The organism is Streptomyces poriferorum (assembly GCF_019399235.1).
Classification (GTDB): domain Bacteria; phylum Actinomycetota; class Actinomycetes; order Streptomycetales; family Streptomycetaceae; genus Streptomyces; species Streptomyces poriferorum.
The window spans coordinates 1-15,971 of sequence record NZ_JAELVH010000283.1; the positions used below are offsets into that span (position 1 = coordinate 1).

Genomic DNA, 15,971 nt, shown 5'->3' on the forward strand with positions numbered 1-15,971 from the left:
GAGGGCCCGCTCGGCCCCGGCTGGGCGAGCCTCGATCCCGGCACGGTCGCCGAGGCCGCCCGTCACTACGAGGGTCCGTTCACCGTGGTGGTCGTCGACGGCGACCCCGGTTCCGCGGTACTGCGTGAGAACACCGCCCGGCTGGCCGCGGCCGGGGCGGCGGCCGGCATCCATCTGGTCTGTCTGGCGGAGACCCCGGCCGCCAGCCCCACGTCACCGGTCGCCGCGACGTACGAGGCGGCCTGCCACGCCTCGATCGCCTTCCGCGAGTGCGGGGCCGTGGCCATGCTCAGCGGTGACGTGGCGACGGCCCTGCGGCTGCTGCGCACCTCGGGCGGTCAGGCCGCGGGCCACGGCACGGTGGCGACGGTGGACGCGGTCTCGGCGCACTGGGCGGAGCGGTTCGCACGGGCACTGGCGCCGCTGCGGGCCGAGGGTTCGACCGCGTTGCCGGGCCACCGCGCGGCCGTGGCGCTCCCGCCGTCCGCCCGGCTCCTGGACGAGCTGGGCCTGGCCCGCGCCACCCCGGCCTCACTGATGGCCCGCTGGGCCTCGGCGGCGGACGAGCAGCCGGGGGTGACGGTCCGCGGCTCGGGCAGTTGGACGGGCGCCTCGGGAGCCGTGTCAGACGACGGCCGCGGCTCGGCCCGCACCGCGCACCTGGGCGGCCCCGGCCCCCGCGTGGGCGCCCAGCGCACCCCCGCCGCCCCAGCGCACCCCGGAGCACCCCGGGGCGCGGACGACGACGACCGCACGCCGGGCCCGGGCCGCACGCCCTACCCCGGCACCGCCGACGCCCCGGGTTCCGGCCGCACGCCGTACCCCGGCACCACGGACGACCGCGCCTCGGGCCGCACGCCGTACCCGCAACCCACCGGCTCGGGCCGTACCCCGTACCCCGGCAGCAACGACACCCACGCGGGTGTGCCGCGCCGCGCCCCGGGCCGCGGCGACGCGTACGACAGCGGGGGCTCCGGCCGCACGCGGTATCCCGAGCCCCACGACTCCGGCCGCACGCCGTATCCCGAACCCACCGGCTCCGGCCGCACGCCCTACCCCGGCGCCACCGACGCCCCTGGCTCTGGCTCTGCCTCTGGCCGCACCCCGTATCCCGACAGCACCGGATCCGGCCGCACCCCGTACCCGCGCGTCGGGGCGCAGCGCCACGACGGGGCCCCCGGGGACACGCCGAGTTCCCGTACGCTGCCGGGCTCCGACACCCGGTCCTGGGGCGGGGCCGGAGACGTCCAGGGCGCCGACAGCCTGCGGAGCGCGGGGTCGGGGCGTTCCTCGAACCGGGTCAGCGGGCCGCGCCAGGGCGACGCGCCCCAGGTCGCCGCACGCGGTGCCGAATCCGGGCGGGCTTCCGTGCCCCGGCCCTCCTCCGCCGGCGCACCCGCCGGGGCGGCCGGGCGGCCCGTGGTGGTGCTCGGGGCCGGGCCCCGGGGCCCGGTGAGCGTGGATCTCTCCGAGGAGGGGCCGCACCTGCTGATTGAGGGACCGGGCGGCAGCGGGCGTACGGAACTGCTGAGGGCGGTCGCCGCGTCGCTGGCCGCCGCCGACCGGCCCGACCGGCTCGGCATCCTCCTGGTCGACGGGGCGGGCGGCGAGCGCGGGGAGAGCCTGCGCCCCTGCACCGAACTCCCGCACGCTTTCACGCATTTGGTGGCCTCCGATCCGGTCCGGATGCGGGAGTTCGCCCAGGCGCTGGGCGGTGAGGTGAAGCGGCGGGCCGAGCTCCTCGGCGGGCTCGACTTCACCGACTGGCACAGCCGGCACGAAGTGGCGCAGCGGATGGTGGGGCAGCGTCCGCCCGGCCAGTCCGAGCAGCGCGGTGACGTGGAGTCCGCGATGAGCGGCACCCTGCGGCTGCGGCCCGCCTCGGCCCGGGCCTCGGACCCGGGGCCCTCGCCGCTGCCCAGGCTCGTCGTGCTGGTCGACGACTTCGACGCGCTGATAGCCCCGGCGCTGGGCAGTCCGGGCCGGCCCGCCGCGGGTTCGGTCGTCCGGGCGCTGGAGGCCGTGGCCAGGGAAGGCGGCAGGCTCGGCATCCATCTGGTCGCGGCGTCCGCCCGCCCGGACCGCACGGAGGACACCGAACTGGCCCGCGGGGCGCGGCTGCGCGTCGTACTGGATCCGCCCGTCATACCGCCGTCGCCTGACGAACCGGCGCCGGGCCGCGGGCGGCTGGGCCATCCCGACGGGCGGGTCACACCGTTCCAGGGCGGCCGGGTGACCGGCCGCATCCCGCGTACGGCGACGCTGCGGCCCACGGTCGTCCCGCTGGAGTGGGAGCGGATGGGCGATCCGCCGACCCGTCGCCCGGTCCGCGAACTCGGCAACGGGCCGACGGACCTNCGCCATCGGCGCACTGGCCCTCACCGGCTGCGGCGACGACGGTGACGGCGGAAAGGACACGAAGGACGGGGGTGGCTCGGCCAAGGAGACCGGGAGCACGCCGGGCGTCGTATTACCGAAACTGGACGGCGAGAAGATCTCGGTCGCCGCGGTCTGGACCGGGCCCGAGCAGGCCAACTTCGTCAAGGTCCTCAAGGAGTTCGAGAAGCGCACGGGCGCGACGGTGACGTTCGTCCCGGCGCAGGACCCGATCGTCAACTTCCTCGGTACGAAGATCGCGGGCGGCCAGCCGCCGGACGTCGCGATGATCCCGCAGGTCGGCGCCATCAAGCAGGCCGCCGAGAAGAAGTGGGCCAAGCCGGTCGGCGCGGAGGCGAAGGCTCAGCTCGCCAAGAACTACTCGAAGGTCTGGCAGGACCTGGGCGCGGTCGACGGCACCCAGTACGGCGTGTACTTCAAGGCCGCCAACAAGTCCCTGATCTGGTACAACGCCAAGGCGTTCGAGAACGCGGGCGCTTCGGAGCCGAAGACCTGGAAGGACTTCCTGGCGACCGCCGAGACGGTGTCCGCCTCGGGGATCACCCCGGTCTCGGTCGGCGGCGCGGACGGCTGGACGCTCACCGACTGGTTCGAGAACATCTACCTCTCCCAGGCGGGCCCGGAGAAGTACGACCAGCTGGCCCAGCACAAGATCAAGTGGACGGATCCGTCCGTCAAGGACGCGCTGACCTCGCTGGGGCAGCTGTTCGGCAAGCCCTCCCTGATCGCGGGCGGCGCCGACGGCGCGCTGCAGACGGAGTTCCCGGCCTCGGTCACCCAGACCTTCACCGGCGGTGACCAGCCCAAGGGGGCCATGGTCTTCGAGGGCGACTTCGTCGGTATCAACATCGCCCAGACGAAGGCCAAGATCGGGACGGACGCCAAGGTGTTCCCGTTCCCGGCGGTCGGCGCCGAGTCGCCCGTGGTGACCGGTGGCGACGCGGCGGTGGCTCTGAAGGACAGCAAGGGCGCCCAGGCCCTGCTGACCTGGCTGGCCTCCACCGACGCCGCGAAGATCTGGGCCGAGCAGGGCGGGTTCATCTCGCCGAACAAGGCCCTGGACGCCGCCTCGTACCCCAACGAAGTGCAGCGCACGATGGCCGAGGCACTGATCGCGGCCGGTGACGCCGTCCGGTTCGACATGTCCGACCAGGCCCCGCAGTCGTTCGGCGGGACGCCCGGGAAGGGTGAGTGGAAGACCCTCCAGNGATGACGACAGCCGCAGCGGGGGGCGCCGACGAGGCGCTCCCCGCCGACAAGCAACCCCCCGGCGGGACTTCGGTGCCCGCCCCCAGGAAGCCCGTGCCCGGGGAGCCCACGCCCGGGGGACCGCCCCTGCGCAAGGTGCCCAGCCGCAGGAGCGTGACCGGCACCCGCAGGATCATCGCGGCGCTCTTCCTCCTGCCCGCGCTGGTCCTGCTCGGCGCGCTCGTGGTGTATCCGATCGTGTACTCCGTCTACCGGTCGTTCTTCGACCAGGCGGGCACCGGATTCGCCGGCTTCGACAACTACAAGGCGCTGTTCACGGACGACACCATCCGTACGGCGGTCAAGAACAACGCGATCTGGGTGGTCTTCGCACCGACGGTCGCCACCGCTCTCGGTCTGATCTTCGCGGTGCTGACCGAGCACCCTGCCCGCCTCCGCGGACGGGGCCGAACTCCGCCTCCCGGCCTCGAACTTCAAGGAGCCGTACAACGGGGTGGACTGGCTCGGTCCGTCGTTCGTGACGCCCGGAATCATCGGGAGTTACGTCTGGATGTGGGCGGGCTTCGCCATGGTGCTGATCGCGGCCGGCCTGGCGGGTCTGCCGCGTGAACTCCTGGAAGCGGCCCGGGTGGACGGGGCCAACGAGTGGCAGGTGTTCCGCCGGATCACCGTGCCGATGCTCGCCCCGGTCCTCGCGGTGGTGCTGGTGACGTTGATGATCAACGTCCTGAAGGTCTTCGACCTCGTCTTCATCATCGCGCCGGGCTCCTCGCAGGACGACGCGAACGTCCTGGCGCTCCAGCTCTACCGGTCCTCGTTCGGCACGGACGCGGACCTGGGGATCGGCAGCGCCATCGCCGTACTCCTGCTGCTGCTGGTGGTCCCGGTGATGCTCTTCAACATCAGGCGGATACGGAAGGAGGGGCGCCGATGACGACACCCTCGACCACGGCCCCGCCCGCCGGGGCGGGCGACGCCCCGGGCACCTCCGCGGCAAGGACCGGACGGTCCCTCGGCTCACGGATCGCGGCCCTGGCCGGCGGCGGTGTGATGCGGGTCGTGCTGGTCCTGGTGGCCCTGTTCTGGCTGATGCCGACCGTCGGACTGTTCCTGTCCTCGCTGCGCAGCGCGGACCGGATCGCGGCGACCGGCTGGTGGAAGATCTTCACCGTCCCGTCCGAGCTGACCTTCGACAACTACTCACGACTGCTCGACAATTCGACGATCACCGACTCGCTGTTCAGCACGGTCATGATCACCGTCCCGTCGACGGTCCTGGTCGTAGTGATCGGCTCGCTCGCCGGATACGCCTTCGCCTGGATGGAGTTCCCGGGCCGTGACTGGTGGTTCCTGGTGGTCGTGGGGCTGCTGGTGGTCCCGGTCCAGGTCGCCCTGATCCCGGTCTCCAAGCTCTTCGGCGCGGTCGGGATCTTCGAGACCACCTTCGGCGTGGTCATCTTCCACACGGCCTTCGGCCTGCCCTTCGCGATCTTCCTGCTGCGCAACTTCTTCGCGGAGATCCCGCGCGAACTGCTGGAGGCGGCGCGGCTCGACGGGGCGGGCGAGATCCGGTTGTTCACCCGGGTCGTGATGCCGCTGGGCGGACCGGCGATCGCCTCGCTCGGGATCTTCCAGTTCCTCTGGGTGTGGAACGACATGCTGGTCGCGCTGATCTTCGCGGGCTCCGACTCCCCGCCGATCACGGTGGCGCTCCAGCAGCAGGTACGGCAGTTCGGCAACAACATCGACGTCCTGGCGCCCGGCGCCTTCGTGTCGATGGTGATCCCGCTCGCGGTGTTCTTCGCCTTCCAGCGCCAGTTCGTCTCCGGCGTGATGGCGGGCGCGGTCAAGTAGCCGCGCCGTACGGAACGTCGCACACCGGTACGTCAACCGGGGGCATCCCTGTGTACGCCAACAGGGGTGCCCCCACCTGGCGTTTCGCGTGGCAGTTGGGATGCGGCGTAACCCTGTCACTCCATCGGGCGTTTACGGAGTACCCGCCTCCACTGTCGGCGCGCGTACGTCCGTGCGCTGCGCCCCGGCCCTGCCGCTCCGCACGCCCGTGTCCGAGAAAGAGTCCGTATGCCCCGCCTGAGTGTCATCATCCCCGTCCGCCGCGCCCGGGGGAGTCTGCGCGAATGCCTGGAGTCGGTACTCTCCCAGCCGTTCACGGACATCGAGGTGATCGGTGTCGCCGACGGGGCACCGGACGGTTCGGGGCTGCTGCTCGACGAGTTCGCCGCCCGGGACGACCGGGTGCAGGCCATCCACCTGCCCGACGGCGCGGGTCCGCAAGGGTGCCGCAACGCCGGGGCGGAGCGGGCCGTCGGGGACTATCTGCTGTTCCTGGACGCGCACTTCGTCCTCCTGCCGGGTGCGCTGGGTGCCGTCGCCGGGCGGCTCGTGGACGCCGGGGAGCCCGATCTTCTGCTGTTCGGCCACCACAAGCGGCCGTTCCGCGGGCGGTCCCGGCCCAGCAGGTCGCTGGAGCGGCTGGGCGGACTCTCCGACGGCCCGCTGGCCGCACCCGGCCAGTCCGCTCTCCTCGACATCGCCCCGGTGTCCTGGAACCGGGCCGTGCGCCGCACCCTGCACGAGGGCGAGAAGCTGGCCTTCGGGCCCGGGCGGCACGGGGAGCGCGTCTACGCCCTGCAGACCGTCGCCGTCGCCGAGTCCGTGGCCGTCCTGCCCACCGCCTGCGTCGAACACCGCCGGCAGCGCCATCTGCCGGGCCTCGGCGACGAGACACCGGAAGCGGAGACCGCCGAACTCGTCGACGCGTACGCCGGGCTGATGGAGTTCCTCCGCGAGCGCCCCCGGCTGCTCGCCGTGCAGCCGCTGCTCTTCGAACGGGCCGTCCAGGAGCTGCTGGCCGGCTATCCGGCCGTGACCCGTCGCCGCCGGAGGTACGTACGCTCCGTCGCCGCCTTCCACCGCACCTACCGCCCCGCCGGCCACCGTCTCCCCGGCGGCGCGCGCGGGCTGCGTCCCCGGCTGATCGGCGGCGGCCGGTACGCCCTGCTCGGCGCCCTCGACACGGCCCTGGCCGTGCGCCGCGGGCTGCGGGCCGCCCCGGACGCCGTGCGCGACCGGGCCAAGCGCAGCCTGAGCAGGCGCTACTACTGGTACTGGCGCAAGCTCCCGCTGGACCGCGGGCTCGCCGTCTACGCCGCGTACTGGAACCGCGGGGTCAGCTGCAATCCGGAAGCCGTCTTCCGCAAGGCCCAGGAGCTCGCGCCGGGGGTGCGCGGGGTGTGGGTGGTCTCGAAGAACCAGGTGGACTCGGTGCCGGAGGGCATCGACTACGTGGTGCCCGGCACCCGTCGCTACTGGGCGACGATGGCCCGGGCCACGTACTTCTTCAACAACGTCAACTTCCCCGACCACGTGGTCAAGCGGCCCGGCCAGGTGCATGTGATGACGCACCACGGCACCCCGCTGAAGATCATGGGCCTGGACCAGCAGGACTATCCGGCGGCGGCGCAGGGGCTGAACTTCGACCGGCTGCTCAAGCGGGTCGACCGATGGGACTGGAGCATCTCCGCCAACCCGCACTCCACCGAGGTCTGGGCCCGCGCCTACCCGGGTGCCGCGCGGAGCCTGGAGACGGGATACCCGCGCAACGACGTCCTCGCGTCGGCGACCGACGAACAGGTCCGGGCGGTCCGCGAGGCCCTCGGCATCAAGCCCGGGCAGCGCGCCGTGCTGTACGCGCCCACCCACCGCGACTACGAGGCGGCCTTCACCAGCCGCCTGGACCTGGAACGGTTCTGCGCGTCCGTCGGCCCGGACACCGTGGTCATGGTGCGCGCGCACTACTTCTACGGGGGTGCGAAGCTGCCCGGGGGTCCGTCGGTCATCGACGTCAGCGAGCACCCGCGGATCGAGGACCTCTGTCTGGCGGCCGACGCGCTGATCACGGACTACTCGTCGGTGATGTTCGACTACGCGCACCTGAACCGCCCGATCGTGGTGCACGCCCCGGACTGGGAGACGTACCGCACGGTCCGCGGCGTCGTGTTCGACCTGCTCTCCGGCCGGCCCGGCGAGACCCCGGGTGCCGTGGCGACGACCACGGAGGAGCTGGCGCGCGTCTTCAACGACGGCAGCTGGGACAGCCCGGCGAACCGGGAGCTCCTGGCTGCCTTCCGGGCCCGCTTCTGCCCGTACGACGACGGCCGCGCCGCCGAGCGCGTGGTGCGACGGGTCCTGCTGGGCGAGGAGTCCGCCACGGTCTGATTCCGTCGCACATGCCGAAGGGCCCGCCGTGGCGGGCCCTTCGGCATGTGCGGGCTCAGCGTTGCTGGCCCGCCATGACCGTGGCGAGGCCGATCACCACGAGCAGCGAACCGCCCCAGGTCCACATCGAGGTCCGCTCGTGCAGCACCGTCGCCCCGGCCCCGACGATCAGCAGATAGCCGAGGGCGTTGAACGGATAGGCGATGGAGAGCGGCACCTTGGCCAGCGTCGACATCCAGGCGAGTGCGGACACCGCGAAGACCACCAGGCCGAGGACGACCCACGGGCTGGTGGCGGCGCGCAGCGCGACCGAGCCGCCGTCCCGCCCGGCGGTCGCGACGGCGCCCTTCATCCCGTGCTTGAGCATGATCTGGCCACCGGCCGACGAGAACACGGCGAACAGCAGCAGGATCAGACTGGGGAGGGTCAAGGCCTTGCTCCTGACTGCGGCGGCCCGGGACTCGGACGCCGGGGCGGGGGTGGGTTCGGGGATCGTCGCCTCAGACGCCGACCCGGTCGGCAGGGACGTACTGTCGGTTGAGGATGTCCTGTACATCGACGTGCTCTCCAGCGATGATCGTCTCGGCCGCATGCGGGGTGAGCAGTGCGACGTGCTGATAGCCGAACAGTGTCGGCCGGATCCGGGTCAGCAGCCTCGACATCCCGCCGAGTACGGCGGTGAGCGGCCCGCGGCCCAGGAGCGACCAGAACGGCGCCCCGGTCGAGGCGATGTCCAGGACGTCGTAGCCCGCGGCGCGCACGGTGCGGCGCAGGCTGGCCCGGGTGAAGAAGCGCAGATGCGTTTCGTCGAGAATGCCGCGGCGGTCGTAGTCGAAGGCCCCGAGCGCGACCCGCAGCCGTGAGTACCAGTGGCTGAAGTTCGGCACGGAGAGCAGCACCTCGCCTCCGGGCCGCAACACGGTGGCGACCTCCGCGAGCACCCGTTCGGGGCGGGAGAGGTGCTCGATGACGTCCCCGGCCACGACGTAGTCGAAGCCGGTGCCGATCTCCGCCGGGAGCCCCTCCTCCAGGTTGGCGAGATAGAAGTGGGTGCACTTCTCGCGCACACCGGGCACCTCGACGTAGTCCACGCCGGTCACCTCGTGGCCGAGGGATTCGAGACGCTGCGCGAACAGCCCGCCGGAACAACCGAGGTCCAGGACCCGGCCGGGGGGCATCTTCCGCATCTTCTCCAGGATGACCGCGTGCGAGGAGCCGTCGCCCTCCTTGAAGGCGTACTCCACGGGCTTGGGGATCCAGGCGCAGGTGCCGAACCCCTTGACCGCCAGCCGGTATTCCAGGACGTCCTTGACGACGTCCTTCGCGTACTTCATGCCGTTGACGTAGCAGATCTCGTCGCCGTAGTACGTGGGAACCGGGATCTCCTTGATCCGCATTCCCGCGTTCAGCAGCTGCACGATGATCTGGGTGTCGAAGTCGAAGGCGTCCGTGTTCCGGTCGATGGGCAGCTTCTTCAGCGCCTCGACACTGTAGGCACGGTAACCGGAGTGGAATTCGGTGAGCTTCGATCCGAGCAGCCCGTTCTCCAGCCGGGTGAGAATGCGGTTGCCCAGCCACTTGTACATCGGCATTCCGCCCTTGAGGGCGCCGCCGGACTTCATCATGCGCGAGCCGAAAACCGCTTCGCATTCGCCGCGTTCGATCGGTGCGACCATTTCGGGCAGCAGTTCGGGGGCGTACTGACCGTCACCGTGCAGAAGCACGATGATGTCGAGTCCGTGCGCGGCGGCCAAGGCGTACCCGGCCTTCTGGTTGCCGCCGTATCCGAGGTTCTTGGTGTGCCGCATCACCACGGTCCGCGGCATTCCCTCGGCCTGCGACCACCGGCAGCCGGCGGTGAAGGTCGCGTCATGACTCGCGTCGTCGAGAATGAGAATCTCGTCGACCCGGGACCGGAAGTCCTCCGGAATCCGGTCGAGGGTCTTCTCCAGCGTGGTCTCCGCGTTGTACGCGACCACCAGGATGCCGATCCTGGGGCTCGGGCTTTCCTTCACGGGGCGTTCTCCAGTTGCGCTCGGTGCTCGTGGCGGGGGTCGGGGAGGGGACGAGGACGGGTGCCGCTGCGGCGTCGCGGTCAGGTGACGGCGGACCCGGAGGGCTGGGAGGTACGGGGAGCGGAGAGCCGCGCCCGCCCGGTGCGGCCGGACGGGTCCTCGCCGGGCCACGTGGCGAGAAGGCGGTGGACACCGGTGGCCAGCCCGGCCGCGAGGACGATCCAGCCGGCGGCGCCCAGGTACAGCACCGGCTCGCTCCAGCGCACGGCGGAGCGTCCGCTGTAGCCGAGCACGGCGGTCAGTCCGAGCACGGCGTTGAACGCGAGCCCCTCCCACGCGCCGAGGACGAACATTCCGGCTGCCGCCCAGGTCAGGTACTGCAGACCGGAGGCGGTGGACAGCAGGAGCAGGAGGCCCAGCGTGGCCGCGACGACGCCCGGCAGCTGCGCGGGCCGCAGCCAGGCGAGCCGGGCCCCGGCGGCCACGCAGAGCAGGACGAAGAGGAAGTGGCCGCCGCCCTGCATGAAGGTGATGACGGACTCCGGCAGGCCGGACACGTCGGCGAAGCGGACCAGCCCCCAGAAGCGGTAGCTGCCGCCCGCGTACTCCAGCACGTTCCGCTGGAGGTCCTGCGGAACGGTTGCCAGGACCGGCCCCCACACGAGCGCGAACACGGCGGCGAATCCGGCGGCGAAGCGGACCAGCACCGGACGGCCGCCCCGAAGCGCGGCGACCAGCAGCGCCGGGACCACCACGACCGGGATGAACTTGACGCTGATGGAGAGCGCCGCGGCCGCTCCCGCGGCGAGCGGGGATCTGCGGTCGGCCAGCAGATGGGCGGCGGCCAGGGCGAACATGACGGCGACCGCGTCGGTGTTGCCGTGATAGCCGGACGTGGCGATCAGCACCGGGCTGACGGCCACGCCGGTCCCGCACAGCACCGCGGTGCGCAGCGTGGCACGTCTGCGGACGATTTCGAACACGAGGAGGGCGCAGAGGAAATCGGCGAGCGAGGCGGGCCATCTGATCAGCGTGGCGAACGAGATTCCGAATTCCGAAATTCCGTTCAGTCCGAGCAGCATCCAGCCGGCCAGCGGCGGATGGTTGTAGACGGGCAGTCCTGGCAGCTGCTGCTCATAGATTCGAATGGGTCCATGGGCGGCGACGGCCTGGGCGAATCCCTGGAAGAAGCGCACATCGGCGGGTCCCGGCACGTTCGCCGCGATGAGCGTGCGAGTGAGAAGACCGACCGCCGCGGCAACAAGTACAGCGGTTCTGGCCCGTCGCACATCCCAGGTTTCGCACCACATTCGGATACCCATGAAAACAGAACGTAGCAACCCGAAGTCACGATGCGACGCACCGATGAGCATACTTATCCGGCCTGCGTATCGGATTTCCTGCACATCCGTGCAAACGCCACTTTCGCCGAATCACTCGAACGGTTCACGCAGTTCGGACAGCCCGTGCGTCAATTCGTGTTCACCTCCGCCTCGCCCCGCACCTCACCGCGCATCCGTGCCCGCCCGGAGCGGTGTGGCACAGGTATACGGACTACAGCAAACGGTCGGCCACCCGCACGGCCGCACGGCCGTCGTCGAGGTCGCAGAAGTCCCGCCGGAAGGCCTCGTACGCTCCCGCGTGTCCCGCGGTGGCCCCGACCGGGTCGCGCAGGGCCTCGATGAGATCGGCGGACTCCGGGATCAGCGGGCCGGGTGCCCGCGCTTCGAAGTCGAAGGCGAATCCGCGCAGCGTGTCGCGGTAGTGCTCCAGGTCGTAGGTGTGGAAGAGCATCGGGCGGCCGGTGTGCGCGAAGTCGAACATCATCGAGGAGTAGTCGGTCACCAGCGCGTCGCTGATCAGCATCAGCTCGCCGGCCTCCGGGTAGCGCGAGACATCCCGGACGAATCCCGTGCCGCTGTCCGGGAGCCGGTCGGTGACCAGGTAGTGACGGCGCACCAGCAGGACGGTGTCCGCGCCCAGTTCCCGCTCGGCGGCGGCGAGGTCGAGCCGCAGGTCCATGGTGTAGCGGCCCCCGTTCCTCGGCCGGTCCTCGCGCCAGGTCGGTGCGTAGAGCACGACCCGTTTGCCGTCGGGGATCTGGAGGGTCTCCCGTACCGCGGCGGCGACCTTGGTCCGGTCGGGGGCGTGGAAGAGGTCGTTGCGCGGGTAGCCGCACTCCAGGACCTCGCCCTCGAAGCCGAAGGAACGGCGCAGCACGGGGGTCGAGTACGTGTTCGGCGAGACCAGGAGGCTCCACTGCCGGGCGCGCTGTTCGAGGGTGGCGATGTAGGCGCGGTTCGCCTGGGCGGTTCCGGCGAGGTCCAGGCCGATGCGCTTGAGCGGGGTTCCGTGCCAGGTCTGGACGACGGTCTGGCCCTCGCGCCGTTCGAACCACTCGGGCAGCTGGGTGTTGGTGACGATGTGCCGGCTGCGGGCCAGCGCCTCGTGCCAGGCGGCTGAGCCGTGCTCCACGGCGGTGGCCCCGGCCGGGATGCGCGCCTGGCTGTCACGCACGACCCACAGATGTTCCGCACCGGTCCCCCGCCGGGTCAGCTCCTCGTGAACGGCTCGCGGTGAGTCCGAGTACTGCCGGCCGTCGAAGCTGCTGAACAGCACCGCGTCGCGCAGCGCCGCGGTGCGCTGTGCCGTGTAGGCCGTGCCGAGCAGCCGCCGGCCACGGGGGCCGCGCTCCGCGGCACCGAGCGGGGGCGCGCAGCTCAGCAGCAGCTGGTCGTGGAAGCGCCGCTCGATGACGTACGAACGGCCTGCCAGGGTGCGGGTCGCGGGCAGGGTGTGGTGGACGGCGGCCGGGAGGCGCAGGGCGGTGTCACGGGTCTCGTCGGCGGCGCCCTTCTCACGGAGGAAGAAGTACCAGTTGCCCTCCCCCAGCGGCAGTTCGCCGCCCCCGCACGTCGCGACGGCGTCCGGCCGCAGCTCGGCCGTGAACCGCCGCTCGTCCTGCGGACCGGTGAAGGCGACGGGGAAGACCGCCTCCTCGTGATGACCGCTGTGCCGGGCCACCAGCTCGACCGGGCGCCCGGGATCGTCCGGGAAGGTGCCCTCCAGGAGCAGCTTCCCTTCCTGCGTCCAGGCGGCCAGTTCCACGGCGGGCTGGACGGGGCGGTCGCTGATCAGCAGATTGCCGCGCGCGCTCACGGTGAGACCCAGCTCGCGTGGCTCGTCACCGGCCGGTGCCAGGGGGTAGCGGCCCGGCGGGACGGGCCCCGGCACGTCGATGGGGGTACGGCTGCCGCCGGGGCCGACGAGATGGACGCTGTACGGGACGCCGGACCGCCCCTGCGTGGCCGCGGGCCGGGCGTCGAGGAGCGCGGTGAGCGGGATCGCGGCCGTGAAGCGACGCCATCCCGTCGCCGAGGGCGTGGTGTCCTCCTGCACGGTCACGGGACACTCGAAGGCGGTGCCGGATGAGCGGTGGGTGAGGCTCAGCCGCAGGTCCCGGCCGGCGAGCCGGTTGCGGAGCATGCCGTCGACGACGACGGCGGCCGTGCCGTCGGCCTGCTCACCCGCGCGATGGGTCTCGAAGCGTGCGTCGATCCGCTCGGCGTGCACGACCAGCCGGTCGCCGTCGAGGACCGGCACGATCCGGTGATCCCCGTCCGGCCGGCGCACAGGCGGCGCCACGGGCGCCTCGGCGGTGCTGGGGGCGGAACGGCGCAGCAGCCCGTTCCGGGCGACGCCGAGCTCCAGGCGCCAGGTGACGTGAGCCGCCGGTCCGTCCACGGGGATACGGAGTCTGGCGGGGTCGAGCACCATCTCGAAGCCCGACCGGTCGTAGTCGTGCAGGCTCTGCCGGGAGCGCGCGGTGGCCTCCGGCTCGGCGGTCCTGCGCAGCCGGAGCGGGATCACCTTCCGTCCGCCGGACCGGAGCCACCCGGCCCGGAATTCGGCGGCGCCCGAGGCGGCGGGCAGATTGCGGATGTACGCGTACCCCTTCAGACGCAGCTTGCCGTCCTGCCATTCGGCCTCCCGCAGCCGGGCGACCAGCGGCAGGTCACGCTCGCCGACGCGCAGCACCCGGCCCGGCACCGGCCGGGTCAGCGGTGGGTAGGCGGCCAGCCGGCGGCGCAGCCCGCGTACGGCGAACGCGCCGGGCTCGCGCTTGTCGAAGGCGAGCAGGGCCAGCAGTTCCTCCATGCGGCGCTCGCGCACCAGGTGCCACATCAGCCGCAGCCGCAACGGGAGCCCGTCGAGCACTGCCGGTTCGACCTGGTCGATGAAGGCGTTGGTGTGTGTCAGGAAGGCCTCGCGGTACGCGTCGTCGCCGTCGGGCAGGACCTCCATGAAGTACCAGAGGTCGTTGGCCAGCGCGTGCGCCTCGTAGTGGCTCTTGTCGGCGGCCGTGCGGTTCTCCTCCAGGAAGGCGCAGACGCCCTGCACGTGCGCGACCCGGTCGCGGATGCCGCGGACGACGGCCCGGCCGGCGGTGATCGAGCCCGGGCGGTCGCGCCAGTGGTAGACGGGGTCCTTCACGATGTCGACGGAGGCGGCCAGGAAGTGCGCGGGAAGCACGACCGGGATGTCCTCGTACAGCGCGCCGACGGGGAAGGCGAACTGGTGCTCGTCCCAGAAGGAGCGGCGGAAGACCTTGTTGCAGGCGATCCGGTCGCCGGTGAGTTCCCGGTCGCGGGAGATGTGGGTGCGCAGCCGTGTGGTCGCCATCGGCACCCGGAACATGGGCGACTGCTGGAGCCTGCCGTCGGTCCGCAGCCGCAGCACGTTGCCGGACGCGAGATCCGAGCCCGTCTCCTCCAGGGCGCCGACCAGCAGTTCGTACGCCCGCGGCGGGACGATGTCGTCGCTGTCGACGAACGCGAGGTAGCGGCTCTCCGGGTGGCAGTTGCGGACGCCGGTGTTGCGGGCGTGCCCCAGCCCGCCGTTCTCCTGGCTGACCAGCCGGAAGCGGCCGTCCTCGGCGGCGAACCCGGCGGCCAGGGCCGCGCTCCCGTCGGTGGACCCGTCGTCGACCATCACCACTTCGAGGTCGGTGACGGTCTGCTCGGCGAGGGACTTCAGGCAGTCCGTCAGGAAGGGTTCCACGTTGTAGACGGGGACAACGACACTGAGCCGTGGCGGCATGGTGAGCACGTCCGTTCATCGGGGTCCTGGCTATCCGTATGGCTCAACCCCGTGAATGGCCGGGGGTCACCGGTTACGTTCCCCAACGAGTGATGTCGCGGTCATGCGTGCTGAAGCCGCCCGCCGCCCGCCTGCCCGCACGTCTGCCCCGCCCCGCCCCCGGTCAGCGGGTGAGGGCAGCCACGGCCGAGGCCGCCAGGTCGTCCAGGTAGCCCGCGGGCAGCTCGCCCCTGACGACCGCGAGCCGCCAGTAGAGGGGACCGACGATCAGGTCGAGGGCGCGGTCCGGGTCGCAGTCCCGCGGCAGTTCCCCGCGTGCGACGGCGTCCCGTACGACCACGGCGGCGATGCCCTGTTGCGGGTCGAGCAGGGCGGCCTTGATGGTGTCGGAGATCTCCGGGTTGCGGGCCGCCTCGACCAGCAGGTCCGGGATGACCTGGGAGGCGAGCGGGTGCCGGAGCGCGTAGGCGGCCAGTTCGAGCACGGCACGGACGTCCCCGTACAGCGAGCCGGTGGCCGGGGCCGGCATGCCCTGCACGGCGACGGCGGACACCAGGTCCAGGACCAGGTGCAGCTTGGACTTCCAGCGGCGGTAGACCGCGGTCTTGCCGACGCCGGCCCGGCGGGCGATGCCCTCGATGGACATCCGGGCGAAGCCGACCGCGGCCAGCTCCTCGAAGACCGCCGCGCGGATCGCATCGGTCACGTCCTCGCGCAGCACGGCGGCTCCGGCGGGGGCACGGCGGCGGCTTCCCGGGTCGGTGGTCATGGCCGAATCATAGTGCGCGACGACGAAACGGTTGCGTAGCGACGTCGCGACGTCCTACCCTCGGCGTTGCGACGATACGGTCCCGTTCCGTCGCACTCGACTGCTTCCCCGCCCCTTCCCGCCTTCCCTCGAAAGCGATCGTGGTGAGCCAGACAACAGCCCCGGCCCCGGCGGACACCCCGCCGCCGGGGCCGGGGCTGTTGTCTGGCTCACCACGATCGCTTTCGAGGGAAGGCGGGAAG

Annotated in this window: 7 protein-coding genes and 3 pseudogenes; 5 read left to right on the forward strand and 5 right to left on the reverse strand. The window is 71.9% G+C overall.

The window, feature by feature from the left end; all coding sequences use genetic code 11:
- The 5 genes and pseudogenes from JGS39_RS32785 to JGS39_RS32805 form a co-directional block, all read left to right on the forward strand.
- Positions 1-2,355 (forward strand): annotated as a pseudogene (locus JGS39_RS32785) (FtsK/SpoIIIE domain-containing protein); the annotation flags it as partial.
- Positions 2,306-3,604: pseudogene (locus JGS39_RS32790) on the forward strand (ABC transporter substrate-binding protein); the annotation flags it as partial. The pseudogenes JGS39_RS32785 and JGS39_RS32790, both read left to right, overlap by 50 nt.
- 155 nt (positions 3,605-3,759) lie before the next feature.
- Positions 3,760-4,540, forward strand: a pseudogene (locus tag JGS39_RS32795) (carbohydrate ABC transporter permease).
- Positions 4,537-5,460, forward strand: coding sequence for a carbohydrate ABC transporter permease (locus tag JGS39_RS32800; protein ID WP_236064106.1), 924 nt, complete (start codon positions 4,537-4,539; stop codon positions 5,458-5,460). The pseudogene JGS39_RS32795 and the gene JGS39_RS32800 overlap by 4 nt, the downstream one beginning before the upstream one ends.
- A gap of 228 nt (positions 5,461-5,688) precedes the next feature.
- Complete coding sequence (locus tag JGS39_RS32805; RefSeq protein ID WP_219573402.1) at positions 5,689-7,845, forward strand: bifunctional glycosyltransferase/CDP-glycerol:glycerophosphate glycerophosphotransferase; 2,157 nt, start codon at positions 5,689-5,691, stop codon at positions 7,843-7,845.
- A gap of 55 nt (positions 7,846-7,900) precedes the next feature.
- Here the strand turns inward: JGS39_RS32805 and JGS39_RS32810 are convergent, their stop codons facing one another.
- From JGS39_RS32810 to JGS39_RS32830, 5 genes are all read right to left on the reverse strand, one after another.
- Positions 7,901-8,275, reverse strand: coding sequence for a DMT family transporter (locus JGS39_RS32810; RefSeq protein WP_236064105.1), 375 nt, complete (start codon positions 8,273-8,275; stop codon positions 7,901-7,903).
- A gap of 70 nt (positions 8,276-8,345) precedes the next feature.
- A complete protein-coding gene (locus tag JGS39_RS32815; protein WP_219573403.1) occupies positions 8,346-9,860 on the reverse strand; it encodes a bifunctional glycosyltransferase/class I SAM-dependent methyltransferase in 1,515 nt (504 codons plus the stop codon).
- An 80-nt stretch (positions 9,861-9,940) separates the two neighbouring features.
- Positions 9,941-11,170: a glycosyltransferase family 39 protein gene (locus tag JGS39_RS32820; RefSeq protein WP_219573408.1), complete on the reverse strand. Its 1,230-nt coding sequence runs from the start codon at positions 11,168-11,170 to the stop codon at positions 9,941-9,943.
- A 244-nt stretch (positions 11,171-11,414) separates the two neighbouring features.
- Positions 11,415-14,960 (reverse strand): bifunctional glycosyltransferase/CDP-glycerol:glycerophosphate glycerophosphotransferase, encoded by a 3,546-nt coding sequence (locus JGS39_RS32825; protein WP_219573404.1) that lies wholly within the window; start codon positions 14,958-14,960, stop codon positions 11,415-11,417.
- Positions 14,961-15,123: 163 nt separating this feature from the next.
- Positions 15,124-15,729 (reverse strand): TetR/AcrR family transcriptional regulator, encoded by a 606-nt coding sequence (locus JGS39_RS32830; RefSeq protein ID WP_219573405.1) that lies wholly within the window; start codon positions 15,727-15,729, stop codon positions 15,124-15,126.
- Positions 15,730-15,971 lie beyond the last annotated feature (242 nt).

Bases quoted from the DNA above. Each gene is read 5' to 3' on its own strand.
- JGS39_RS32820 (WP_219573408.1), bottom strand. From the start codon at position 11,170: ATGTGGTGCGAAACCTGGGATGTGCGACGGGCCAGAACCGCTGTACTT.
- JGS39_RS32800 (WP_236064106.1), top strand. From the start codon at position 4,537: ATGACGACACCCTCGACCACGGCCCCGCCCGCCGGGGCGGGCGACGCC.
- JGS39_RS32805 (WP_219573402.1), top strand. From the start codon at position 5,689: ATGCCCCGCCTGAGTGTCATCATCCCCGTCCGCCGCGCCCGGGGGAGT.
- JGS39_RS32825 (WP_219573404.1), bottom strand. From the start codon at position 14,960: ATGCCGCCACGGCTCAGTGTCGTTGTCCCCGTCTACAACGTGGAACCC.
- JGS39_RS32830 (WP_219573405.1), bottom strand. From the start codon at position 15,729: ATGACCACCGACCCGGGAAGCCGCCGCCGTGCCCCCGCCGGAGCCGCC.